Genomic DNA, 24152 nt, shown 5'->3' with positions numbered 1-24152 from the left:
GCGTCCACTCACCGCTGCGTCCCCTCATCGGAGTCCAGCGACAGCCGTTCGGTCGCAATGCGGTGGTCCGCTTGATATTTCAGCAATACGCCGAGGGTGGAGCGGATGACTCCGCCGGTCAGGGAGCGGGTGCCGAGGGTGACGAGAGTTCTTGCCCAGTCGACGGTTTCGGCGATGGAGGGCGGCTTGCGCAGGGAGAGTTCGCGTAGCGCGCCGACGACGCGGACCACCGGATCGCCGAGGGCTTCGTCTAGTTCGGGGACCTTCATGCGGACGATGGCTCGTTCCAATTCGGCTGTGGGGTAGTCGATGTGGAGGTAGAGGCAGCGGCGCTTCAATGCTTCGGAGAGGTCGCGGTTGGCGTTGGAGGTGACTATGACGAAGGGCTTGCGGACGGCGGTGATGGTGCCGAGTTCGGGAATGCTCACCTGATAGTCGCCGAGCACCTCGAGCAGCAGGCCCTCCAGTTCGACGTCGGCCTTGTCGAGTTCGTCGATGAGCAGCACGGTGGGGTCCGGGTTGCGGATGGCGGCCAGGAGCGGACGGGCGAGGAGGAAGTCCTCGGTGAAGACGTGGTCGCGGGTGTCGTCCCAGCCCGCACGTTCGGCGGTGATGCGGAGCAGTTGTTTGGCGTGATTCCACTCGTAGAGGGCGCGCGCCTCGTCAATGCCTTCGTAGCACTGCAGGCGGATGAGGTCGGCGGTCGACGCGGCGGCGACGGCCTTGGCCAGCTCCGTTTTGCCCACGCCCGCGGGCCCCTCGATCAGGAGGGGCTTGCCGAGGTGGTCGGCGAGGAAGACGGCGGTGGCGATGTCGATGGACGGGAGGTACCCGGCATCGGTGAGCCGCCGGGTCACCTCGTCGACGGAGCCGAAGAACTTACTCATCAGTAGAAGTCTAGATCGCCCGGACTCGGTGACTCCAGATCCGCACGGTGTCGCGAGGCTTGATCTGAACTGCGATTGAGGTTCTAGGGTCGCGATATGAGTTTCACCGACGTCGAACGCGCCTACCTCGCCGGCCAGAGTCTGGCCCGGCTCGCCACCGTCTCGCCCGAAGGGGCGCCGCAGGTCAGCCCGCTCGGGTTCCGGCTGAACCCAGACGGCACCATCGATATCGGCGGGCCGAATCACGCCGCGACCAAACGCTATCGCAACATCCTGGCCAACCCGATGGTCAGCCTCCTCATCGACGATATGACCCCGGATGAGCTCGGTGCTGTCAAACCTGGCTGGGGACGCGGAGTCGAAATCCGCGGCGTGGCGGAGACCATGACGGTGGATGTTCCCCCGGTCGCGCCTGAGTGGTTCTCGCACGACATCATCCGCATCCACCCGCGCAGCATCAGAAGTTGGCACCTCGATCCAGCCAACCCGGAAGGGGTATCTCGCACCGTCCAATAGGCCGGACCGGACAGGGGGCGGCCACATTCGCAGCGGGCCGCCCGCATCCCCCCGTTGATCATGAAATCCCGAGCTGGACCAGCCACGACGGAGCGCCTCGAGTAAGCTCTACGTTTGCTGTCAGTGTGCCGGGTGGGCGAGCCCGGAGGTCCCGCGCCATGACGAATCGGGAGACTCATGTTCATTGCGATCGCCGCGACGATGGCGGTCATCCTGGTGTGGTCCTGCCTATCGCGCTCGATGGCCCGCTGGAAGGTGACCGCGCCGCTGGCCATGGTGGTGGTCGGCGCGCTGGTGAGTTGGAGCAGCGACCACTGGCTGGCCGCGGCGGTCAACACCGATTCGGCGCAGCGAGTCGTCGAATTCATCTTGGCGCTGTTCCTTTTCACCGATGCGACGGAGGTTCGCGACGGGCTGTCGGGGCGCAGGCACACGGGGATCTTCCGGCTGCTGTTCATCGCGTTCCCGCTGAGTCTCGCCGCCGCCTACCTGCTGGGATTCGCTCTCCTGCCGGGTGTTTCGTGGACGGTGCTCCTGTTGATCGCCTGCATCGTCATCCCCATCGACCTGGTGCCCGCGCAGGCGATCGTGCGGGATCTACGTGTGCCGGAACGGGTTCGGCACGCGCTCAATTTGGAGAGCGGGTTCAACGACGGACTTGTCGCGCCGATCTTCCTGTTCGCGCTTGCGGCGGCCGAGGCCAGCGCGGAGTCGGACCAGGCGCTGCACGCGCTCGGACAGGCGGTGCCGTCGGTGCTGAAATCGATACTCATCGGCCTCGCCGTGGGCGGGCTGGCCGGATACTGCATGACCTACGCTGTCCGCCATCGGTGGACCGACGCCAGGGCGGTGCGCATCGGGACGATCGCGATACCTGTGCTGACCTACAGCATCGCGGTGTGGGTGGACGGCAACGGATTCGTCGCTGCCTTCCTCGCGGGCATCGCCTACAGCGCCACGCGGCGGGAGCTGCCGGGAGAGCCGCTGCAGTCGACCGAGGACGTCGCCGAATTCTGCGGTCTGGCCATGTGGTTCGCGGTCGGGAATATCGCGGCGGCCAGTTTTGGCTGGCTCAGCTGGCAGGTCGTCGTCTATGGGCTGCTCGCGCTGACGGTGGTGCGCCTCGTTCCGGTCGGGATCTCGTTGCTCGGCTCGCCCTTCACCCAACGTGAGCGACTCATGCTCGGCCTGCTCGGGCCGCGTGGAGTGGCGTCGATCGTGTTCGCGCTGCTGGCTTTCAATGGATTACACAAAGACGACGACGCGTACCTCGTGATCGGCGTGACGTTGGTGGTGGTCGTGGGCAGTGTCGTCCTGCACGGAATCGGTGCACCGCTCGTCGCCGAGCATCTGGGAAAGCGGCGGCGCGACAACGCGATCGGCGGTGCACATGACTGACAGGATGGGATGAGCGAGCCATTCAACTGCGAGACGAGCAACCGCTAGCGGCGCCCACTGCCGAAAGTTGCACGCGCGCAACGCCGCAAGTACGGCGGCCAGAGACGCCGCCTGCGAGTCGCGTTGTCCGATGTGGCGGCAGGCTGGGCCACCTACTGGTCGGCGCCCGTCGCGATGCGTATCTCGGCTGCACTACGCGCCACGGCCGAAGCCACGAATCACCAGCTGGTCCGCGCAGCAGAGCGCGGTCGCCACGCGGGAAGAAACACCACAGCGCGGCGGACGGGACGAAATAGTTCGCTCAGATCGCGAGGGCACATGGCTAGCGAAACGGTGCCATTCAACTCGTCGGCCTGCAGACCCGTCCCGAAGTCAGCACACGAGTGGCACTGGTGGTGGCAAACACCGAGTAGGCCCTGCCGCAGTGTCACTCGACGTAGCATCCTGGGGTGCCAAGTTAGGCCGAGGGGCGGACGCCGCCCTCGCGGTCCGAACCCAGGACAACTGCCGCAACCCCGATAGCGTGCCCCTGACATCGATGCCATCGATATTCGGAGCCTGTTGCGCCACTGAGGGTTAACCCCTAGTACCCCAGGTTGAAAATTTCCGTAGACGTGCCAACACCCGTGACCTTTCGGGCGAAATGCGCGAGAGTGAGACCGTGCAGTCGGTGCTGCGCCGGGTTTGCCGGGGGCGCTCGCAAAGCAGCGGCGACACAGTTGATCCCGACCTGTCCCAGCGACCGCCGTGCGCGCTCGCGTGGACAGACCGCAGCGGGGGATGGTGAACGAACAGTTCACCGCAGAGTGAAAGGATCCATGTTGTTCTCCACAACCAAGTCCACTAATTCGCGCCGCATGCTGGCTCGAGTGGCTGTCGCCGGTGCGATCGTCGCGGTTCCGTTGACCGCGTTGGCTATTCCAGCGTCGGCCGACGCGCACGTCGGCGTCCCGGGCGTCACCGAGGTCCGGCATCACCATCCGCGCCACGATCCCAACTGCGACTTCGGTCCGTTCAAGGACTGGCGCTGCAACAACGGCCCGTTCTCCGATCGCGGCCACGATCAGGATCCGTTCTGGCAGTTCCGGCAGAACCGGCCGCACGGGCTGTTCGGCAGCAGCTAGAACACTTCGGCCCGGCACCGTTGCGGAGCCGGGCCGTTCAGTTCATCTCGATAAGCCGTTCGGTCGCACGGCTCAGCTCACGAACTCGGTCAGCGACAATACGTTTCCGTCCGGATCGGTGAACCACACGACCATGTCACCACCAGGCGTGGTCCACACACCGTTGTCACCCTGGTCCAGTCCCTCGTATCGAACGAATTCCACACCGCGCGAGGCGAGTTCAGCGACGGTGCCCGCGATATCGGAGACCGCCCACCCCAGCACGGTGAAGGCCTGCGGAACAAGCTTCTGCACCGCGGTGACCCGGATCATGGTGCCCCCGTTGCGGACTACACACGCGAACGGTGTCACCTCGACGACCTCTAGCCCGAGCACCTCGCCGAAGAACCGCCGCGACCGCTCCAGGTCCGTCGACGGTGCGAACGCGATGACTTCGGCGGCGGCGAGTGACGTCATAGGCGAAGGCTACGGATGCCACCCGTCCTGAACGGACATTTTCGGCGCAACACGGGCGGTATTTGCCGCGGCGGCGGCGAAAATGTCCACGCAGACCGCTCCCAGCCGCCTCCACTCGAATCGCTGACCCGCGAACAACAAACGGCCCGGCACCATTTCGGTGCCGGGCCGCTGTTCGGCTGAAACTCAGGCGGTTTCGGTGATCGGCCGGTCGACCCAGCTCATCAGCCCGCGCAGCTTGGCGCCGGTGACCTCGATCGGGTGCTCGGCGTTGGCCTTGCGCAGACCCTCGAGCTCCTTGTTGCCGCCCTCGACGTTGGCGACGAGGCGCTTGACGAAGCTACCGTCCTGGATGTCCTTGAGGATGTCCTGCATCCGCTTCTTGGTGTCCTTGTCGATGACCCGCGGGCCCGACAGGTAGCCACCGAACTCGGCGGTGTCGGAGACCGAGTAGTTCATCCGGGCGATGCCACCCTCGTACATCAGGTCGACGATGAGCTTGAGCTCGTGCAGCACCTCGAAGTACGCCATCTCGGGCGCGTAGCCGGCCTCGACCATGACCTCGAAACCGGCCTTGACCAGCTCTTCGGTGCCACCACAGAGCACGGCCTGCTCACCGAACAGGTCGGTCTCGGTCTCTTCCTTGAAGGTGGTCTTGATGACGCCGGCGCGGGCACCACCGATCGCCTTCGCGTAGGACAGCGCGAGCGCCTGACCCTCACCCTTCGGATCCTGATCGACGGCGATCAGCGCGGGCACACCCTTGCCGTCGACGAACTGACGACGCACCAGGTGGCCGGGGCCCTTCGGGGCGACCATCGCGACGGTGATGAACTCCGGCGCCTTGATCAGGCCGAAGTGGATGTTGAGGCCGTGGCCGAAGAACAGCGCGTCGCCGTCCTTCAGGTTGGGCTCGATGTCGTTGGTGAAGATCGACGCCTGCGCGGTGTCGGGGGCCAGCACCATGATCACGTCGGCCCACGCCGAAACCTCGGCCGGGGTGCCGACGGTCAGACCCGCCTCTTCGGCCTTCGGCCGCGACTTCGAACCCTCCGCGAGGCCGACCCTGACCTCGACACCGGAGTCGCGCAGGCTCAGCGAGTGCGCGTGGCCCTGGCTGCCGTAGCCGATGACAGCGACCTTGCGGCCCTGGATGATCGACAGGTCGGCGTCATCGTCGTAGAACATCTCGACTGCCACTTGGTTGGTTCCCTTCTGGATACTTTGCTTAGGTTTGAAAGTTGTTTAGTTGGAAGCGATTCAGCACGAACACAGCGCGGCGAGCGTTAGCCGGCCAGCCCGTCCTTTGGGCACCCAGCGGCGAGCGCTAGCGAGTCGCAGTGATCGACTTCGGACCACGGCCGACCGCGACGACACCGGACTGCACGATCTCCCGGATTCCGTACGGTTCCAGCATGCGCAGCAGCGCGTCGAGCTTGGACCGGGTTCCGGTCGCCTCGACGGTGAGCGCGTCCGGGGAGACGTCGATCACTTTCGCCCGGAAGAGCGTAACCGCCTCGATCACCTGGGTCCGCACGCTGGCATCGGCGCGAACCTTCACCAGGATCAGTTCGCGGGCAACCGAGGTGTCGGAATCCTGCTCCACGATCTTGATGACGTTGATCAGCTTGTTGAGCTGCTTGGTGACCTGCTCGAGCGGCAGGTCCTCGACGGTGACGACGATGGTCATCCGGGAGATCTCCGGAATCTCGGTGCCGCCGACCGCCAGCGACTCGATATTGAAGCCGCGCCGGGAGAACAGCGCCGCGACTCGCGCCAGCACGCCAGGCTTGTCCTCGACAAGCACACTCAGCGTGTGCGTAGTACTCATTCCGTCACCTTGTTCTTCTCGTGCGACATCGCCTCGTGGATGACGGCGGGCTCGCTGGCCTGCTCGTCGTCGTCGAACAGCGGGCGGATGCCGTGGGCGGCCATGATCTCGTCGTTGCTGGTGCCTGCGGCGACCATCGGCCACACCTGGGCGTCCTTGCCGACGATGAAGTCGATCACCACGGGACGGTCGGTGATGGCCTGCGCCTGACGGATCGCGTCCTCCACGTCCTCCTCGCGCTCCACCCGGATGCCGACGCAGCCGAGGGCTTCCGCGAGCTTGACGAAGTCGGGGATGCGCAGGGTGTGCGTGCCGAGGTCGGTGTTGGAGTAACGCTCCTGGTAGAACAGCGTCTGCCACTGGCGGACCATGCCGAGGTTGCCGTTGTTGATCAGCGCGACCTTGATCGGCACGCCCTCGACGGCACAGGTGGCCAACTCCTGGTTGGTCATCTGGAAGCAGCCGTCACCGTCGACCGCCCACACCTCTTTGTCCGGCGCGCCCATCTTGGCGCCCATGGCGGCCGGAACGGCGTAGCCCATGGTGCCGAGACCACCGGAATTCAGCCAGGTGCGCGGCTTTTCGTACTTGATGAACTGCGCGGCCCACATCTGGTGCTGGCCGACGCCTGCACAGTAGATGGCGTCGGGTCCGGCCAGGCGGCCGAGCGCCTCGATGACGAACTCGGGCGAGAGCGATCCGTCGCTGGGCTTGGTCCAGCCGAGCGGGTAGTTCTTGCGGACGCCGTCGAGGTACTTCCACCATTCGGTGAGGTCGAGCAGCGGGGACTTCGCCGCCGGATCGGCCTTCAAGGTCTCGATCAGCTCGACGATCACCTCGCGGCAGTCACCGACGATCGGCACGTCCGCATGCCGGTTCTTGCCGATCTCGGCCGGGTCGATGTCGGCGTGGATCACCCGTGCGTCCGGCGCGAACGAGTCGAGCTGGCCGGTGACCCGGTCGTCGAAGCGGGCGCCGAGGGTGATCAGCAGATCCGAGCGCTGCAGTGCCGCAACGGCTCCCACGGTGCCGTGCATGCCGGGCATGCCCATGTTGAGCTGGTGGCTGTCCGGGAACGCGCCGCGCGCCATCAGCGTGGTGACCACGGGGATGCCGGTCATCTCGGCCAGTTCGAGCAGCTCGGGCGAGGCATCGGCCTTGATCACGCCGCCACCGACGTAGAGCACGGGCGACTTGGCTTCCAAGATCATCCGGGCGGCCTCGCGCACCTGCTTGCCGTGCGGCTTGGTGACCGGACGGTAGCCGGGCAGCCGCATTTCCGGCGGCCAGCTGAAGGTCGTCTGCATCTGCAGCACGTCCTTCGGGATGTCGACGAGCACGGCGCCCGGGCGACCGCTGGCGGCCAGGTAGAACGCCTCGGCAATGATCCGCGGGATGTCGATGCCCTCGGTGATGAGGAAGTTGTGCTTGGTGATCGGCATGGTGATGCCGGAGATGTCGGCCTCTTGGAAGGCGTCCGTGCCGATCAGTCCGCGGCCGACCTGGCCGGTGATCGCGACGATCGGCACCGAGTCCATCTGCGCGTCGGCGATCGGCGTGACCAGGTTGGTCGCGCCGGGACCCGAGGTCGCCATGCAGACGCCGACCTTACCGGAGGCCTGGGCATAACCGGTCGCGGCGTGACCCGCGCCCTGCTCGTGCCTGACCAGCACGTGACGTACCTTGGTCGAGTCGAACAGCGGGTCGTAGACCGGGAGAATCGCGCCACCGGGAATGCCGAATACGGTGTCGACGCCGAGCTCCTCGAGCGTGCGGACGACCGACTGCGCGCCGCTGACCCGCTCGGGCGGGAGCTGGCGGCGGTTGGCCGACGTCGTCGAACTGCCAGCGGGCGCTGTCGGCTGACTCGCCGAGGGCGCTGGCCTGCGGGCCGATGGCCCGGGCCGTGCGGTTGGTGCACTCACCGTCTTCGTTCCTAACTGCTTGTCGTTCTGACCCCGGATTTGTATCTGACATGCGGTGTCTTGCGACTTGCCACGTGCGGATATTCACCCGAACACAAAAAAGCCCCCGACAGCGCATGGCTGTTCGAGGGTGGCGCGTCGCAACGCGAGCTGACGTATTCGACTCAGATAGTCAGGCTCAACGCTGGACGCGCCGGCCGATTACGAGAAGCTCGTTTCGATTCACGCGCATGACGGTATGTGTGCGTGAGCCGAAGAGTCAAACAGGTCCCATTATGTGGGATAGTGCGGCTGCTTGGGTCCTTCACCAGGATGCGAGGATGGTGGTGTGTCATCACCGCATCAGTCCGTGCCACCGGCTAAATCGTCCCACACCGCGCCCGAGGGATCGGACACGGGTGGTGGCTCGGCCGCCACTGTGATCCGCATCCCACGCCTGGCCTTCCTCGGCGTGTTCATCCTGTTCATGTGCGTGTTCTTCATGTTCGTCGGCTGGCCGATCGGGCTGTGGTGGTTGCTGCTGATCCCCGTCGCGGTAACCGTATGGGTGCTGCGGACGCAGACGACGGTCTCCCCGGACGGGCTGGACTTGCGGACCGTGTTCGGGTCGCGGCACCTGGACTGGTCTCAGCTGAAGGGGGTGCGCATCCCGAAACGTGGATACGTACGCGCCGATCTGGTCGACGGGACCGAGGTGAAACTGCCCGCGGTGAGTTACGACCGGGTGCGCGACCTCGCGGTCGCGTCGCAGGGGCGGATCCCGGATCCGTACGCGGTGCCGCCTGCCGCGCCGAAGCCGGCCGAGGCCGAGGCCGAGGCCAACGCCGAGTCCAAGACCGCCGAGTCCAAGACCGCCAAGCCCGAGACCGCCGAGTCCGAGACCGCCAAGCCCGAGACCGCCGAGTCCAAGACCGCCAAGCCCGAGACCGCCGAGTCCAAGACCGCCGAGTCCAAGACCGTCAAGCCCGACCGCGAAGCCACGACGGGCGAGCCCGACCGCTCCGAGTAGTTGGCCGCACACCTCCTGATCGGCCGCACAGGTAATCGCATGCGATTCGGCATGTGAGGAATCAACAGGTGTGCGGGAACGAGCGCGGTTGTTACGGGCGCGACGATGACACCGCAATCAGCGCGATCCGGAACAATTCCCGACGGTACGATGTTGTCGGCGAAGCGGTGCCCGTGCCGGGAGGACCGATCTTCGGCGCGCACACCGCAGCCCGGCGGTCCGGCAACTCCGGCGACACCGTCAGCGTCGACGAACACCCTTCGCGGCGACACCAGCACGGACTGACACCGAGAACGGTTCACCGGCGACGGCCACGAGCCGCACTGACCGGCAGGTAGGCCGACACCCACGCGGGAGTACCGTGGAGCGGCCGCCGAGCTAACTCTGCGCAGTCGCACCCCAGCCCCCGCGACCCAGATCGAGGACCATCAATGCCACCGCTTCGTTCACGCACCACCACCGTCGGCCGCAATGCCGCAGGCGCCCGCGCACTCTGGCGCGCCACCGGCATGACCGACTCCGACTTCGGCAAGCCGATCGTCGCCATCTCGAACTCCTACACCCAGTTCGTGCCCGGCCACGTGCACTTGAAGAACGTCGGCGAGATCGTGGCCGAGGCGGTGCGCGCCGCGGGCGGCGTGCCACGCGAGTTCCACACCATCGCGGTCGACGACGGCATCGCGATGGGCCACGGCGGCATGCTCTACTCGCTGCCGTCGCGCGAAATCATCGCCGACTCGGTCGAATACATGGTGAACGCGCACACCGCCGACGCGCTGGTGTGCATCTCCAACTGCGACAAGATCACCCCCGGCATGCTGAATGCCGCTATGCGACTGAACATTCCGACGGTGTTCGTGTCCGGTGGGCCGATGGAGGCGGGTAAGGCCGTCGTCGTCGGCGGTGTCGCGCAGGCGCCGACCGACCTGATCACCGCGATCTCCGCGAGCGCGAATCAGGCTGTGTCCGAAGAAGGTTTGAGCGAGGTCGAGCGGTCCGCGTGCCCGACCTGCGGCTCGTGCTCGGGCATGTTCACCGCGAACTCGATGAACTGCCTCACCGAGGCGCTCGGACTCGCGTTGCCCGGCAACGGTTCCACGCTCGCCACCCACGCCGCGCGCCGGTCGCTGTTCGAGCGGGCGGGCACCGTGGTTGTCGACATCGCCAACCGCTGGTACCGCGAGGACGACGCGTCGGTGCTGCCGCGAAACGTGGCCAATGCCAAGGCTTTCCGCAACGCGATGGCCCTCGACGTGGCGATGGGCGGCTCCACCAACACGGTGCTGCACACTCTCGCGGCCGCGCAGGAGGGCGAGGTCGACTTCGATCTGCACACCATCGAGGAGACCAGCCGCCGGGTGCCGACCCTGTCGAAGGTGTCGCCCAACTCCGACTACCACATGGAAGACGTGCACCGGGCCGGCGGCATCCCCGCCATCCTCGGCGAGCTGCGGCGAGCGGGCCTGCTGGAGACCGACGTGAGCACCGTGCACACGCGCAGCTTCGACGAGTGGCTCGACACCTGGGATATCCGCTCCGGCAAGGCATCCGAGGAAGCGATCGAGCTGTTCCACGCCGCGCCGGGTGGCGTGCGCACGGTCGAGCCGTTCTCCACCGAGAACCGCTGGTCCTCGCTCGACACCGATGCCGCAGGTGGCTGCATCCGCGACTTCGAGCACGCTTACACCAGGGAGGGTGGCCTGGTTGTGTTGCGCGGCAACATCGCTCCCGACGGTGCCGTGCTCAAGACCGCGGGCATCGATGAGGAGCTGTTCACCTTCCAGGGACCGGCGCTCGTCGTGGAATCTCAGGAGGAGGCCGTGTCGGCCATCCTCGGCAAGAAGATCAAGGCGGGTGACGTGCTCGTGGTCCGCTACGAGGGCCCCGCGGGCGGTCCTGGCATGCAGGAAATGTTGCACCCCACCGCATTCCTGAAGGGCGCCGGTCTCGGCAAGCAGTGCGCGCTGATCACCGACGGCCGCTTCTCCGGCGGCACCTCGGGCCTGTCCATCGGCCACATCTCCCCCGAGGCGGCCAGCGGCGGCACCATCGGCCTGATCGAAACCGGCGACCAGATCCGCATCGACGTCAGCACCCGGGCCCTCGAGGTCCTCGTCGACGACGCCGTGCTCGCCGAGCGGCGCGCCAAAATGGAAGCCTCCGAACGGCCTTGGCACCCCGTCAACCGCGACCGCACCGTCACCACCGCGCTCCGCGCCTACGCCGCGCTGGCCACCTCCGCCGACAAGGGCGCCGTCCGGCACGTGCCCGCCCGCCTCTCCGGATATTCAGGCCAGACTCAGGTGCCACGTACGTAACGTTGGCGACCGCCGGTCAGGTGCGGGTCAAGGTGGCCCGTACCCGGTGAGTTACCCATGTCCATACGAAATCAGTAGTCACGCATGACAGCGGCCGACAAGTAAAGGCGCTGCCTACTCGACCCGGCCGCCATGTCTCGCTCGATGAGCTGCAACGTGCTGCCAAGCGGTGGATGGTGGCGCGATCTACTCGACGCTGGGTTCCCCCGCGCATCACCGCGCGGCCCAACCAGCGGCGGAGTGGGAGGTCAGCGGGTCAGGACCATTGAGCGCGACCTACTGGCAGACCTACGCGACCCAGCCGCCACCATGCACAGTCTGGACAGACGAAACGGCGCCCCTCGGAAGTGCGAGGGGCGCCGGAGGTTTGGGGTCGGGCGGGTTAGTCGAAGGGGCCGATGCCGGTGAAGGGGTTGCCGCCGTGCAGGTACCAGTAGGTGCCGATCGCAGCGGCTATGGCCAGGACCAGGACGACGAACGATCCAGCGAAGGGGCGGGTTGCCCAGCCTCGGTTGCGGTCGAAGGACCACCGGCCGGGGCCCGTCAGGATGATGACGGCGGCGGTGCCCGCGAGAATGCTTTCGAGTTCGACGCCGGTGGGGACCGCGGCCTTGAATTGGAAGCCGGGGATCATGCCCTGCTTCCAGGCCCAGGCGTCGAGGATGACCGCGAGCACCGCGCCCGCGGCGAACGGGGTGGCCAGGCCGAGGACGAGCAGTACGCCGCCGCCGAGTTCGCCGATGGTGACCAGGATGGCCGCTAGGGTCTGGTGGTCCCAGCCGCCGCTGGCCATCATGTCGCGGGTGCCGTCGAGGCCGGGGCCGTTGAACCACCCGGTCAGCTTCTGCAGGCCGTGGTAGATGAAGACGCCGCCGACGATCAGGCGCAGCAGGAACAGGCCGAAATCCAGTGTGCCGCGGCGACTGTCGCCGTTGCGGCGGCGCAGCCTTCCGGTGTCGTTCGGCGCGTTCGCGGCGGGCGGGATGCTGGCGTAGGCGTAGGCGGGGGGCGCGTCCGGCGAGTCGCCGACCGACGGCACCTGCGGGTCGAGGCCGAGTTCGTCGTCGGTGCGCGGGACGTCCTTGGTCAACTTGGGAAACTGCTCGGTCGGCGAATCAAAAGGAGAACTCACACCTCGACCGGTGGTCGACACCGCCGACTGCTCAGCCGTGGACGGCACGGTACTGCGGGCCGCCGAGGGGTCGGATGTGTCTTTCGGCTTCTCGGTCACGGCCAATACCCTATGCTGCGCCGCCCCACCGCGGGCCCCTAACACCACGGCGTGGTGGTCGACAAATTTCCGCCGACACGAGCCGGTGAACGTGCCGCTTCTGTCGCGATTGGGTATTTGTGCTGAGTGCGAGCCATCCCGGTAGGGGGCATGGATTTTCCGGGACCGACCGGTGTCAGCAAAACCCGTTGGCCCACATCGGTGGGCCGGAGGGGCGGCGCCGGACGGTTTTCCGTAACGTCTGAGCTATGAGGTTGGTTGTCGTTGGTCGCGTTGCGGTGAGCTTGGCGCTCGGGTCGGTCCTGGTGACCGGATGTGCGCGGTTCGATGATTCGGCGTCGAGCCCGTTCACGCCGGAGCCGACGCTGCACGGGGCGAACATCGACCCGAAGAAACCGTCACAGCCGCCGACGTCGACCACCCGGCCCAGTGGGCCGTGCATCGACCCGGATCCGGCGGTGGTGGCGACCTGTCTGGACACCACGGGTGGCTTGGTCGCGCTCGGCGATGGCGCGCTGGTCGCCGAGCGGCGCACCGGACGCATCCTCAAGGTGGCGCCGGATATGCCGCCGTCGGAGTTCGCGCGGGTGGATGTGGACGGCTCCAGCGACGGCGGGCTCAACGACATCGCGCTCTCCCCGACCTTCCAGGAGGACGGGCTGATCTACGCCTACATCACCACGCCCAGCGACAATCGGGTGGTTCGCATCGCCCCCGGCGGTGGTGCGCCCAAGGACATCCTGACCGGAATTCCGAAGGGGCTCAGCGGAAACCACGGCGCCATCGACTTCGCCACGCCGACCCAGATGCTGGTGCTCACCGGCGACGCGGGCAATCCCGGTGCCGCGAACTCCCCGTCCTCGCTGGCGGGCAAGCTGCTGCGGGTGAACTCTCCCGCGCCGGGCGCCACCGCGGAGGTCGCGGTGTCGGGCATCGGGGTCGCGGGTGATGTCTGCCGGGACAGCAAAGACAGCGTCTGGATCACCGACCGCACCGCCGTCGAGGACCGGCTGCAGCGGCTCGGCGCCGACGGCGTGGTCACCACCGCGTGGACCTGGCCGGACCGCCCCGGTGTCGCGGGCTGCGCCGCCGCGACCGATGGTGTCGCGATCGCGCTCACCAAGGCCAAGGCCCTCGCCATCGCGGCGGCCGACGCGACCACCCACGCGGTCACCGCCGCCCCGACCCTGGTCGCGCAGGACAAGTACGGCCAGCTCGGCGGTGCCGCGGTCGGCGCGGACGGCACCATCTGGGTCGGCACCGTCAACAAGACCGACGGCCAGCCGACCCCGAATGATGATCGGGTAGTGCGCATTCCGCCGCCGCAGGCCGGTGGCAACGGCCCGGACTAGTCGCCGGGCGAAACGATAAAGGGCCGACTCCGCGGAGTCGGCCCTTTCGTTTGTGCGCGAACAGGTTCGGCCCGCGCACGCTCAGGCTACCGGAGCTCAGCCGACCTGCCGTAAATCATCCGAACCCCTTGCGGGCGAACCGGACTCAGCTGCAAGCAGCCAGCACGAGCTCGCGCACGCGGGCAGCGTCCGCCTGGCCGCGGGTGGCCTTCATGACGTCGCCGACGATCTTGCCCGCGGCCTGGACCTTGCCGGAACGGATCTTCTCGGCGATGTCAGGGTTGGCGGCGAGCGCCTTTTCGACCTCGGACTGCAGGGCGCTATCGTCGCTGACCATGCCGAGACCCTTGGACTCGACGATCTGTGCGGGCTCGCCCTCGCCGGCAAGTACGAAGTCGACGACCTGCTTGGCGACCTTGTTGTTCACCGTCTTCGCCTCGACCAGGTTGATCACCTCGGCCACCTGGGCCGGGGTGATCGGCAGGTCTTCGAGCGAAACCTCGCGCTCCTTGGCCTTTTCGGTGAGGTAGGCGACCCACCAGGAGCGGGCCTCGTTGGCGGGAGCGCCCGCGTCGACGGTCGCGATGATCAGATCGAGGGCGCCCGCGTTGACCAGGTCGCGCATCACCTCGTCGGACAGGTTCCAGTCGGACTGGATGCGGGTACGGCGCAGCCACGGGTATTCCGGGATGGTGCCGCGCAGCTGCTCCACCCACTCCGCTTCGGGCGCAACGGGTTCCAGGTCCGGCTCGGGGAAGTAGCGGTAGTCCTCGGAGGTTTCCTTGATCCGGCCCGATGAGGTGGTGCCGTCGGACTCGTGGAAGTGCCTGGTCTCCTGCACGATGGTGCCGCCGTTGGCGAGCACGGCGCCCTGGCGGCGCATCTCGAACCGGACGGCGACCTCGACGCTCTTGAGCGAGTTCACGTTCTTTGTCTCGGTGCGGGTGCCGAATTCCTTGGCACCGATCTCCATCAGCGACACGTTGGCATCGCAGCGCAGCGAACCCTGCTCCATCTTCACGTCGGACACGCCGAGCGACTTGAGCACCTCGCGCAGCGCGGTCACGTACGCGCGGGCCACCTCGGGCGCGCGCTCGCCCGCGCCGGTGATCGGCTTGGTGACGATCTCGACCAGCGGCACGCCGGCCCGGTTGTAGTCGAGCAACGAGTGGCTGGCGCCGTGGATGCGGCCGGTGGCACCGCCGACGTGCGTCGACTTGCCGGTGTCCTCCTCCATGTGCGCGCGCTCGATCTCCACCCGGAAGGTGCTGCCGTCGTCGAGCAGCACGTCGAGGTGGCCCTCCGTGGCGATCGGCTCGTCGTACTGGCTGATCTGGTAGTTCTTCGGCTGATCCGGGTAGAAGTAGTTCTTCCTGGCGAACCGTCCCCACGGCGTGATCGAACAGTTCAACGCCAGGCCGATGCGAATCGCCGACTCCACACCTTTTTCGTTGACCACCGGCAGCGCGCCGGGCAGGCCGAGGCACACCGGGCACACCTGGGTGTTCGGATCGGCACCGAATTCGGTCGGGCAGCCACAGAACATCTTGGTCGCGGTGTTCAACTCGACGTGGACCTCCAGGCCAAGCACCGGCTCGAAGCGGGCGATGACATCCGAATAGTCCATCAAGTCGAGTGTGGGTGCGCTCATGCGAAACATTCTATGTAAGGCCCCGCGCGGGAGCACACGGGCTCCTCGCCAACTACTTCGGCTGGACGCGCTGGGTCAACCAGCCCGTGACGAAGGTGAGGACCTCCGGCGAGATGGTCGTCTCGATGCTGCTGTACTCGCTGGGCAGGCCGGTCTTGGTGGGTTGCATCAGGTGGTTGAGGCCGGGGAACACGTGGACGGTCGCGTCGGGGTCGGCGGCGAGGTTGTCGCGCATCGGCTGTTCGCTCTGGCTGGGTGGTACCTGGAGGTCGTTCCCGCCGTAGAACGCGAGCACCGGAATGCGCAGGGCCTTCAGCGCCGGTGCCGGATCGTAGGCGACCAGGGCGGCCAGGTTCGGGGTGATTCCGGCATCCACCTCGGATTCGGGGGCACGCTTCTCGGGCGGCAGGGCCGCGTTCTGCTTGCGCGCCGCGTCCTTCGCGCCCGCCAGGTCACCAGCCTTCAAAAAGGCTGCCAGCTCAGTGGTTTGCCGCACCTGGGTGTCCACCTCATCGGCGGGGGCACCACCGGCAGCGGCGATCAAACGGGTCTGCTCGACCAGCACATCGGCGCCCGGCACACCCGGACCGGCCATCAGGATGGCGAACGCGACACCGCTGTCGGGACGCGAGGCCACCAGCGGCGCGAGATAACCGCCTTCGCTGTGCCCGAACAGTCCGACGCGCGTCGGGTCGATGTCCGGGCGGCCACGCAGGAATCCGACGCCTGCTGCCGCGTCATTGGACAGGTCCGTGTAATTCGCGTCGTCCAGCTTTCCGCCGGTTCCGCCGACGCCTCGGTCATCGGAGCGCAAGACGGCGTAGCCCGATCGCGTCAGCGTGTCCGCGACCAGCAGGAAAGGCTTGTGGCCCATCAGTTCTTCGTTGCGATCCTGCGGTCCGCTGCCGGTGATCAGCAGGACCGCGGGGAACGGGCCGCTGCCCTCGGGCTTGGTGAGCGTGCCCGCGATGGTGATGTCGCCGCTGCGATAGGTGACGTCCTCGGATTTGTACGGGAACGGCTCCTTCGGCGTTTGCGGGCGATTCGGCGGGGCGACCTTGCCGCGCTGCAGCGACAGCTTGAATGTCTTTCCGCTTTGGGTGAAGTCACCCGTGATCCGATCGGCGCCCTGGTCGTAGGTGCCGTGGAATTTCGGGTCGCCGGGGACATCGGCGATCGCGAAGGACACCCCCTCGCGGCTGGACTGCACGTCGGTCAACCGCGTACCAGTCATGCCCCGCAACGGGATATCGATGGTCGCCGTGTCCTTACTGGTGAACGTCACGCCGACCGCGAGCGGATGATCGGGGATCTCGATGTCCCCGTGCCAGTCACCGGTGGTCGGCTCCGGCGGGTTCGAGTCCGACGAGCAACCCGCAACCAGCACGCCGACAACGAACAGGACCAACGCGATCAGTCGCCCAGTGCGCATGAATCCACAGTACCGACCGCCGGTGACAACCTTTGCGCAGAAGGCAACTCGTCACTCCGAGGGCCGCGCAAGGTCGCGAAACACACAAGTGCCGAGAAGGCCCGGTTTCAGTCATCCAACCGATCTGCACCGAAGGCCGCGTCGATTTCGGCGATGATCGATGCTCCGCTGGGACCTTCGGCGAAACGGGCCATGCGCAGCCGAAGCTCAGCGGTCGGGAGTTCTGTGGCGACCATCGCCGGTGGTCACGTGGGTACTCACTCCCCGCGCGCGTAGCGGACCGAGGCGGCAATGGATTCCATGTCGAGGTTCAGGTTCGGGTCGCGGTCTTGGGCTTCGTGGAATTCGAGCATCACGTCGTCGAAGGTGCTGCGGCGGGCGGAGGTGATGAGGGCCTGGCGGACGTAGTCGCTGAGCGGCAGGCCGGTTGCGAAGGCGCGGCGGCCGAAGGTGCGCAGGGCCTCGGCGGGCAGGTCATAGATCTCGATGAGGGCGATGGCCGCGGTGTCGATCTCGGGGATGAGTTCGCGGCCTTCGGACTCCAGGAATTCCACGACCGTGTCGTCGGCGCAGCGCCTGTCGGCCAGCGCGAGCAGTTCCTGGCGCACGTAACCGAGCAGCGGGAGTCCGGCGGCGCGGGCCCGACGGCGCAGCACGGCGACGTCGGGCTCCGGCAGGTCGTTGACGTGTAAGTCGGCCATGCCCGCCAGCGTAGCCCGGCGGGCCGGCCGGCACGGCCGGGGCTGCGCTGATCGGCTGTGGCCCTGGCGAATTCGACCGATCAGCCGAAGAATGCCTCGGCCTCACGGTAGCGCTCGTCCGGCACTCGCTTGAGCTGCTTGGTGGCCTCGGCCAGCGGGACGAGGTCGATGTTGCTGCCGTGCAGCGCGACCATCTGCCCGAACTGTCCGGCGTGCACCGCCTCGGCGGCGTGCAGGCCGAACCGGGTGGCCAGCACCCGGTCGTACGGGGTTGGGCTGCCGCCGCGCTGCACGTGGCCGAGCACCGTGGTGCGGACCTCCTTGCCGATGCGGCGTTCGATCTCCGCGCCGAGTTGCTGGGCGACACCGGTGAACCGCTCGTGCCCGAATTCGTCGATACCGCCCTCGCGCAACGCGAAACCGGAGTCCTCGGCGGGATGCGACCCTTCGGCGACGACACAGATGAAGTGCTTGTCGCCGCGCTGGAAGCGGCGCTTGATCATGGCGCACACCTCGTCGACGTCGAACGGCACCTCGGGCACCAGGGTCAAGTGCGCGCCCGCCGCCATGCCCGCGTTCACCGCGATCCAGCCCGCGTGCCGCCCCATCACCTCGACCAGCATCACGCGCTGGTGCGATTCCGCGGTGGTGTGCAGCCGGTCGATCGCCTCGCTGGCGATGCTGAGCGCGGTGTCGTGGCCGAAAGTGACGTCGGTGCAGTCGATGTCGTTGTCGATGGTCTTCGGCACGCCGACGACCGGGACGCCCTCGTCGGCCAGCCAGCTCGCCGCGGTGAGCGTGCCCTCGCCGCCGATCGGGATGAGCGCGTCGATGCCGTTGTCGTCCAGCGTCCGTTTGACCCGGCCGAGCCCCGCGCGCAGCACGTCGGGGTTGGTGCGGGCGGTGCCGAGGATGGTGCCGCCCTTGGTGAGCAGCCGGTCGGTGCGGTCATCGTTGTGGATCTGGATCTTGCGATCCTCCAATAAACCGCGCCAACCGTCCTCGAACCCGACGATCGCGTCGCCGTAGCGGCCGTTCGCGGTGCGAACGACGGCACGGATGACCGCGTTCAGTCCAGGGCAGTCTCCGCCGCCGGTCAAGACTCCGATGCGCATGGCCGCTATCTTGCCCCGCCCGGCCGCATACGGCAGGACGACCCCCGGGAAGCCTGGGTAAGTACCACGCCGCTAATTCACTCGGAGGCAAACAAATGCGTCAGAAATAGAGGTAAACGAACGCGTTTTCGCCGCCGGTGCAGGTGACCAGGCCGTCGCGGGTGACGCACTCCATCGTGTAGTTCTTCTGGGTGGCCGGGCTGAACGCGATCACCTGACGGTTACCGTCGGCGTCGGAACCCTCGCCGTAGGCCTTGCGGACTTCCTCAGCGAAGTCGCACGACGTGACGCCGTTGCCGATCGCCGAAAGGGTGAAGCGGCCCGCTGGCGGGTACTTGATTGCGCAGCCCCTGGCCGTGGCGGGCACCGGCGCGAGAGTCGGGGCGTTGGGGCCGGAGGTGAACGCGTCGCGCTTCAGCCAGCCGACGACACCCGCAAGCGCGAGCACGATGACGAGCGCACCGACCACTCTGAACAATTTGGCGCGGGACCGTCGCTTCGGCGGTGTCGCAGGCTTGTTCGCTTCGGTCGGCACTACCGTGGCCGGGCGCGGGCCGGTATCCGGGCGTTCGACGCGGCTCGGCTCGGGGATCCGAACGGGCTCGCGCCGAACGACTTCACTGCGGCGACTCACCTCGCGACTCGGTTCCGGCGGCCGCGTGATCCGGCTCGATCCGGGCTGACTGTCGCCGGGCCGACGCGGAATCGCGTCCGGCGGAGGGACATTCGCGATCGGCTGGGGTCCGACGGCCGGGAACACCACCGTCGGAGGTGCCTTCGGCCGCACCAAGCCCATTCGGTCGGTCGGCAACTCCGTCACCGCGACCACCGCCCGCCCCGTGAGCGCCGACTTCGCCGCCGACGCCAACCCACCCGCGGTCGAGTAACGGTCCGTCGGCCGCTTGGCCATGCCGCGCGCGATCACCTCGTCCAATGCCGCTGGTACGCCACGCCTGATGGTGCTCGGACGCGGCGGCGGCATCGAAAGATGCGAGCGGATGAGCACACTCATCTCATTGGCCTGGAAAGGCTGTGTGCCGGTGAGGCATTCGAACAGGACGCAGGCGAGCGAATAGACGTCGGCGGTGCCGGTGATCGGCCCGTTCTCGAAGCGTTCCGGCGCGATGTAGCTGTAGGAGCCGACCGCGGCCGCACCGGTTGCGGTCATCTCGGAATCCTTCGCGGACCTGGCGATGCCGAAGTCGGCCAGGTAGGCGAAGTCCGACGCGGTGACGAGGATGTTGGCGGGCTTGACGTCGCGATGCACCAGCCCCTCCGCGTGCGCGGCGTCCAGCGCGGCACCGATCTGCTCGATGATGCCGATCGCGCGGGCCGGGGTGAGCGGCCCCTCGCCGCGCAGCACCGAACGCAGGTCGTGGCCGCGCACCAGCCGCATGTCGATGTAGAGCACGCCGTCGATCTCGCCCCAGTCGTGGATCGGGATGACGTGCGGTTCGGCCACCCGCGCGGCCGCCTGCGATTCGCGGCGGAACCGCTCCTGGAACATCGGGTCTTTCGCCAGCGCGGGCGGCAGCAGCTTGACCGCGACGACCCGGTCCTTCACCGTGTCGTAGGCCTCGTAGACCTCGCCCATGCCGCCGCGGCCAAGCAGCGAGCGCAGCTCGTAAGGACCGAATCGAGTCCCGATCCTCGTTCGCGGTCCGTCCACCCCGACACCTCCACCTCACGTGCGCGACCGGCACACCGTCGCACCCGGCGGCCTACATCCGATAAGTCGGGATTCTCAGGGGTACCCGTTACCCGGTCAAGTTCGGCGGATCAGGCGGGGCAGCGACCGCCGGACAGCTCGTCCAAGTGCTGGGAAATAACGGTGGACAGCTTGTCCAGCATGGTCATCCCGTCGGAGAACGCGCCGGAGTCCGGCTGCGCGGCGAACGCGATCGCGATCTGTCCCGACGGGGTGGAGATCAAACCGAACTGCCGGACCAGATACGCGCCCGCGGTGTCCGGACCCCAGCCGCCCTTGAACTCGGCGCCGGTGAAGGCGCCCAAGCCCCAGCGCTGGGCCGCCTGGATCTGTTCCATCAGATTGATCACGGGCGCCGACTCCGGCAGGCACGGTAGGTGCGCGGCGAACCGCACCTGGTCGGTGAGTGACCAGTCCGCCTGACCGAAGGCCGAATTATCGGGTCTGGACCTGGTGGCGGGCACGGTGGTCTTGGCGTCACCACCCTCGCGCAGTACCTGCTGCACCGCCTGCGCCGCTTCCTGATTGCCGCCGAGCGACTGCCACAGTGTGTCGGCGGCGGCGTTGTCGGAGGCGGTGATCGCGGCCGTCGCGGCGTAGCTTGGATTGCCGCCGCTGAGCCGCAGCGCGGCAATGGCCAACGGCACCTTCATCGTTGACCAGGCGGGCCCGGAGGTCCAGTCACCGAAGCTGACCACCCGGTCGCCGCCGACCGGCATGATCGCCATGCCGACCTTGCCGCGCACACCGGCCTGCAGCTCGGCGACGGCGGCGGCCAGGGTGCCGGGAACCGTGATGGACAGGCCCTTTTGGTCCGCGTGCGACGCGGCCGCGGTAATGCTGGTCTCGTCCGAGCCGGAACCGTCGCTGCCGGATCCGCATCCGGCCACCAGGAACATGGCTAATGCCGCACAGCCCAATGCTTTTCGCACTCGAGCCGCACGGGATCGATCAATATACATACACCACCGCGTTTTCGCCGCCACTGCATGTGACGAGCTGGCCTTCGCTGAGGCAATTCATCGTGTAGGTCCGTCCGGTCACCGGACTGGTCGCCGTCACGGTGCGCGGCCCCTCCCGCGAAATCGTGTTCGCGGTAGTGGTTTCGGCGTACGCCCGCCGGACTTCCTCGGCGAACGCACAGGTCGTCGCGGCGGATCCGGTGGCGGACTTGGTGAACGTGCCCGAGGCCGAGGTGCCCTGGGTGCACGGCTTGGCACCGGCGGGCAGGGTGACCGTCGTGGGCTTGGCCGGGGTGGACGCGACCGGCGGCGCCGACGAGCTGCCCGGTGCCGGGGCCTGCGGGCTCGCGGTCGGCACCGGAGCACCGGCTTGCTGCTCGCTCGGCTGCGCGACGTTGCGGGAGCTGAACACCTGCCAGCCGATCGCACCGACGACGGCGACCACCACGATCACCACCACACCGATCAGGATGGGCAGCAGGACGGATCGGCGCTTACCGGTCGAGGCGTACGGATCTTCCTCCGGCTCATAGTCGTCGTAGTCGTCCGCGTAGCCCTGCTCCGCGTACTCGCTCTGGGCCGCGTAGTTGCTCTGCGGCGGATAGTCGGGGCGAGCGTGGCTGCCATGCGCGGAATAGCCGCCGGCTCCGTAGTACTCGTCGGGCTCGGAGTAGGCCTCCGGCGCGGTGTACCCGGCCGGGGCCGAATACGCCTGGGTCGCCGAGTAATCGGGGGGATAGTCGCCAGCCGGTGGCGGTTGGTTGCCCGGTGCGTCCGGGAATCGCGTGGTCTCGTACTGCTGGGCGTCCGAATACGCCTGCCCGCCGACGTAGGGCTCATTCTGCGAATACGCGTTCGCACCAGGATGTTCCGTGAACGGCACGTCCGCGGGCGGTTCCGCATACGGTTGCGCCCCGCGGCCGCCCGAAAACGGTACGTCGGGCTGATCCGAATACGGCTGTCCGCCGCGCTGATTCGGGTAGTACGCGTCATCTGGCCGATCCGCGTACGGCTCATTTCCGTTCGAGTACGGCTCGTTCCCGGACCGTCCTGGATACGGCTGTCCCCCTGCCTGGTCCGGATACGGCCGACCACCGGACTGATCCGAGAATGGCTGATCCCCGGACTGCTCAGAGTACGGCTGACCGCCAGGCCGTCCCGAGTAGAGCTGTCCCCCTGCCTGATCCGGATACGGCCGACCACCGGACTGATCCGGATACGGCTGGTTTCCCGGCCGCCCCGGGTACGGCTGTCCGCCCGGTTGGTCCGGATACTGCTGTCCCCCTGGGCGATCCGGGTACGGCCCGGCACCGGCATGCTCCGAATACGCCTGTCCACCGGACTGCTCCGAGTACAGATGCGCGTCAGGGAACGGCCGCACCGGCGGCAACCCCTGCTCGGGTGTCCAGCGCGGCGACGGTCCGAACGGAGCCGCGGGCTCCTGCGGCGAGGACAGCGTGGTGAACTGGATTTCGGTCGGCCGCACCACGGTCGGCGCGCCGGGCAGGATCACGGCGGAGATCTCGCCCGTCGATTCCGGCGGCACCGCCCCCGGCGCGCGAACCACCAGCATCGGACCGGTCGGCGGCGGCACGTTGGCCGCGGGCGCGTCCGCCGCAGCGGCGCCGGTCGACGGCGACCCTGCCTGCGGCGCACTGGTCGAGGGCGCGCTGGCGAGCGCGGCCCGCGCGGCCAATGCCAGCGCGGCCGCGGTCGGCCATCGATCGGCCGGGTCCTTGGCCATGCCACGGCTGATCACCGCGTCGAGTCCGGCCGGGATGCCCGCCTGCTGCGCGCTCGGCCGCGGCGGCGGATCGGACAGATGCGACCGGATCAGCACATTCATGCTGGCCGCCGGGAAAGGCGATGCCCCCGTCAGGCACTCGTGCAGCACACAGGACAGCGAGTAGATGTCCGCGCGGCCGGTGACCTGGGCGACGTCGAAGCGTTCCGGCGCCATATAGATGTAGGAGCCGACGGCCATGCCGACCACCGTGACGGCGCTGTCGCCCTCGGTGTGCGCGATGCCGAAGTCGGCGAGGAAGGCGTAATCCGCCGCGGTGACCAGGATGTTCGCCGGTTTCACGTCGCGATGCACCAGGCCGCCCGCGTGTGCGGCGTCCAGCGCGCTCGCGATCTGCTCGATGATGCCAACCGCGCGAACCGGACTCAGCGCACCCTCCGTGCGCAACAGCGTGCGCAGGTCGACGCCGGGCACCAGTTGCATGTCGATGAACAACACGCCGTCGATGACGCCCCAGTCGTGAATGGGGACGATATGCGGCTCGGCAACCCGCGCCGCCGCCTGCGATTCGCGCCGGAACCGGACCTGGTAGGCGGGGTCGCCGGCTAGTTCCTCGTGCAGCAGCTTGACCGCCACCACACGGTCCTTCACCGTGTCGTAGGCCTCGTATACCTCGCCCATCCCCCCCTTGCCCAGCAGCGATCGCAATTCGTACGGCCCAAACCGTGTACCGGTTCTCGGCCCAGGTGCCTCCACCCCGTCAATCCTCCACATCCCGGGCCAGGAGTGCAC

At 67.6% G+C, this 24152-nt stretch carries 19 protein-coding genes; 6 read left to right on the top strand and 13 right to left on the bottom strand.

Features of this window, described 5'->3' with window-relative positions; all coding sequences use genetic code 11:
* Nucleotides 1-8: 8 nt before the first annotated feature.
* Nucleotides 9-887, bottom strand: coding sequence for an AAA family ATPase (locus ACIA8C_RS07110; protein WP_397131778.1), 879 nt, complete (start codon nt 885-887; stop codon nt 9-11).
* Between the two features lie 96 nt (nt 888-983).
* Here ACIA8C_RS07110 and ACIA8C_RS07105 point away from each other — a divergent pair, with 96 nt between their 5' ends.
* From ACIA8C_RS07105 to ACIA8C_RS07095, 3 genes are all read left to right on the top strand, one after another.
* Nucleotides 984-1403 (top strand): PPOX class F420-dependent oxidoreductase, encoded by a 420-nt coding sequence (locus tag ACIA8C_RS07105; protein WP_397131776.1) that lies wholly within the window; start codon nt 984-986, stop codon nt 1401-1403.
* 177 nt (nt 1404-1580) lie between these two features.
* Complete coding sequence (locus ACIA8C_RS07100) at nt 1581-2801, top strand: cation:proton antiporter (RefSeq protein WP_397131774.1); 1221 nt, start codon at nt 1581-1583, stop codon at nt 2799-2801.
* A gap of 818 nt (nt 2802-3619) precedes the next feature.
* Entirely contained in the window at nt 3620-3925 is a 306-nt protein-coding gene (locus tag ACIA8C_RS07095) for a hypothetical protein (protein ID WP_397131772.1), read from the top strand.
* Between the two features lie 72 nt (nt 3926-3997).
* Here ACIA8C_RS07095 and ACIA8C_RS07090 read toward each other — a convergent pair whose 3' ends face one another.
* From ACIA8C_RS07090 to ACIA8C_RS07075, 4 genes are all read right to left on the bottom strand, one after another.
* Complete coding sequence (locus tag ACIA8C_RS07090; RefSeq protein ID WP_397131770.1) at nt 3998-4381, bottom strand: VOC family protein; 384 nt, start codon at nt 4379-4381, stop codon at nt 3998-4000.
* Nucleotides 4382-4567: 186 nt separating this feature from the next.
* Nucleotides 4568-5569 (bottom strand): ketol-acid reductoisomerase, encoded by a 1002-nt coding sequence (gene ilvC, locus ACIA8C_RS07085; RefSeq protein ID WP_397131835.1) that lies wholly within the window; start codon nt 5567-5569, stop codon nt 4568-4570.
* A 139-nt stretch (nt 5570-5708) separates the two neighbouring features.
* Nucleotides 5709-6212 (bottom strand): acetolactate synthase small subunit, encoded by a 504-nt coding sequence (gene ilvN, locus ACIA8C_RS07080; RefSeq protein ID WP_069163889.1) that lies wholly within the window; start codon nt 6210-6212, stop codon nt 5709-5711.
* Nucleotides 6209-8137 (bottom strand): acetolactate synthase large subunit, encoded by a 1929-nt coding sequence (locus ACIA8C_RS07075; RefSeq protein ID WP_397131768.1) that lies wholly within the window; start codon nt 8135-8137, stop codon nt 6209-6211. The genes ilvN and ACIA8C_RS07075 overlap by 4 nt, the downstream gene beginning before the upstream one ends.
* 328 nt (nt 8138-8465) lie before the next feature.
* Here ACIA8C_RS07075 and ACIA8C_RS07070 point away from each other — a divergent pair, with 328 nt between their 5' ends.
* Both ACIA8C_RS07070 and ilvD read left to right on the top strand, forming a co-directional pair.
* Nucleotides 8466-9146: a PH domain-containing protein gene (locus ACIA8C_RS07070; RefSeq protein ID WP_397131766.1), complete on the top strand. Its 681-nt coding sequence runs from the start codon at nt 8466-8468 to the stop codon at nt 9144-9146.
* A 431-nt stretch (nt 9147-9577) separates the two neighbouring features.
* Nucleotides 9578-11464 (top strand): dihydroxy-acid dehydratase, encoded by a 1887-nt coding sequence (gene ilvD, locus ACIA8C_RS07065; RefSeq protein ID WP_397131764.1) that lies wholly within the window; start codon nt 9578-9580, stop codon nt 11462-11464.
* 382 nt (nt 11465-11846) lie between these two features.
* On the opposite strand, the gene ACIA8C_RS07060 is transcribed toward ilvD, so the two are convergent.
* The gene (locus tag ACIA8C_RS07060) at nt 11847-12695 is read right to left on the bottom strand and encodes a DoxX family protein (protein WP_397131762.1); all 849 of its coding nucleotides are present in this window, start codon (nt 12693-12695) and stop codon (nt 11847-11849) included.
* 248 nt (nt 12696-12943) lie between these two features.
* Between ACIA8C_RS07060 and ACIA8C_RS07055 the strand changes: the two genes are divergently transcribed.
* Nucleotides 12944-14047, top strand: coding sequence for a PQQ-dependent sugar dehydrogenase (locus tag ACIA8C_RS07055; protein ID WP_397131760.1), 1104 nt, complete (start codon nt 12944-12946; stop codon nt 14045-14047).
* A 145-nt stretch (nt 14048-14192) separates the two neighbouring features.
* Here the strand turns inward: ACIA8C_RS07055 and gatB are convergent, their stop codons facing one another.
* From gatB to ACIA8C_RS07020, 7 genes are all read right to left on the bottom strand, one after another.
* Entirely contained in the window at nt 14193-15698 is a 1506-nt protein-coding gene (gene gatB / locus ACIA8C_RS07050) for an Asp-tRNA(Asn)/Glu-tRNA(Gln) amidotransferase subunit GatB (RefSeq protein WP_397131758.1), read from the bottom strand.
* Between the two features lie 52 nt (nt 15699-15750).
* Nucleotides 15751-17130 carry an alpha/beta hydrolase family protein gene (locus ACIA8C_RS07045; RefSeq protein WP_397131756.1) on the bottom strand — a complete coding sequence of 460 codons (1380 nt, stop codon included), beginning with the start codon at nt 17128-17130 and terminating at the stop codon, nt 15751-15753.
* A gap of 257 nt (nt 17131-17387) precedes the next feature.
* Nucleotides 17388-17831 carry a hypothetical protein gene (locus tag ACIA8C_RS07040; RefSeq protein ID WP_397131754.1) on the bottom strand — a complete coding sequence of 148 codons (444 nt, stop codon included), beginning with the start codon at nt 17829-17831 and terminating at the stop codon, nt 17388-17390.
* Between the two features lie 80 nt (nt 17832-17911).
* The gene (locus ACIA8C_RS07035) at nt 17912-18946 is read right to left on the bottom strand and encodes an ATP-dependent 6-phosphofructokinase (protein WP_397131752.1); all 1035 of its coding nucleotides are present in this window, start codon (nt 18944-18946) and stop codon (nt 17912-17914) included.
* Between the two features lie 100 nt (nt 18947-19046).
* Nucleotides 19047-20615: a protein kinase gene (locus tag ACIA8C_RS07030; protein ID WP_397131750.1), complete on the bottom strand. Its 1569-nt coding sequence runs from the start codon at nt 20613-20615 to the stop codon at nt 19047-19049.
* A gap of 110 nt (nt 20616-20725) precedes the next feature.
* Entirely contained in the window at nt 20726-21586 is an 861-nt protein-coding gene (locus ACIA8C_RS07025; RefSeq protein ID WP_397131748.1) for a hypothetical protein, read from the bottom strand.
* 19 nt (nt 21587-21605) lie between these two features.
* Nucleotides 21606-24134 carry a protein kinase gene (locus ACIA8C_RS07020; protein ID WP_397131746.1) on the bottom strand — a complete coding sequence of 843 codons (2529 nt, stop codon included), beginning with the start codon at nt 24132-24134 and terminating at the stop codon, nt 21606-21608.
* Between the last annotated feature and the right edge of the window lie 18 nt (nt 24135-24152).

It is taken from the genome of Nocardia sp. NPDC051321 (assembly GCF_044455225.1).
Classification (GTDB): Bacteria; Actinomycetota; Actinomycetes; order Mycobacteriales; family Mycobacteriaceae; genus Nocardia.
This window is presented reverse-complemented; position numbering and strand designations above follow the sequence as displayed.

Bases quoted from the DNA above. Each gene is read 5' to 3' on its own strand.
- ACIA8C_RS07110 (WP_397131778.1), bottom strand. From the start codon at position 887: ATGAGTAAGTTCTTCGGCTCCGTCGACGAGGTGACCCGGCGGCTCACC.
- ACIA8C_RS07105 (WP_397131776.1), top strand. From the start codon at position 984: ATGAGTTTCACCGACGTCGAACGCGCCTACCTCGCCGGCCAGAGTCTG.
- ACIA8C_RS07100 (WP_397131774.1), top strand. From the start codon at position 1,581: ATGTTCATTGCGATCGCCGCGACGATGGCGGTCATCCTGGTGTGGTCC.
- ACIA8C_RS07095 (WP_397131772.1), top strand. From the start codon at position 3,620: ATGTTGTTCTCCACAACCAAGTCCACTAATTCGCGCCGCATGCTGGCT.
- ACIA8C_RS07090 (WP_397131770.1), bottom strand. From the start codon at position 4,381: ATGACGTCACTCGCCGCCGCCGAAGTCATCGCGTTCGCACCGTCGACG.
- ilvC (WP_397131835.1), bottom strand. From the start codon at position 5,569: ATGTTCTACGACGATGACGCCGACCTGTCGATCATCCAGGGCCGCAAG.
- ilvN (WP_069163889.1), bottom strand. From the start codon at position 6,212: ATGAGTACTACGCACACGCTGAGTGTGCTTGTCGAGGACAAGCCTGGC.
- ilvD (WP_397131764.1), top strand. From the start codon at position 9,578: ATGCCACCGCTTCGTTCACGCACCACCACCGTCGGCCGCAATGCCGCA.
- ACIA8C_RS07055 (WP_397131760.1), top strand. From the start codon at position 12,944: ATGAGGTTGGTTGTCGTTGGTCGCGTTGCGGTGAGCTTGGCGCTCGGG.
- gatB (WP_397131758.1), bottom strand. From the start codon at position 15,698: ATGAGCGCACCCACACTCGACTTGATGGACTATTCGGATGTCATCGCC.
- ACIA8C_RS07045 (WP_397131756.1), bottom strand. From the start codon at position 17,130: ATGCGCACTGGGCGACTGATCGCGTTGGTCCTGTTCGTTGTCGGCGTG.
- ACIA8C_RS07040 (WP_397131754.1), bottom strand. From the start codon at position 17,831: ATGGCCGACTTACACGTCAACGACCTGCCGGAGCCCGACGTCGCCGTG.
- ACIA8C_RS07035 (WP_397131752.1), bottom strand. From the start codon at position 18,946: ATGCGCATCGGAGTCTTGACCGGCGGCGGAGACTGCCCTGGACTGAAC.
- ACIA8C_RS07020 (WP_397131746.1), bottom strand. From the start codon at position 24,134: ATGTGGAGGATTGACGGGGTGGAGGCACCTGGGCCGAGAACCGGTACA.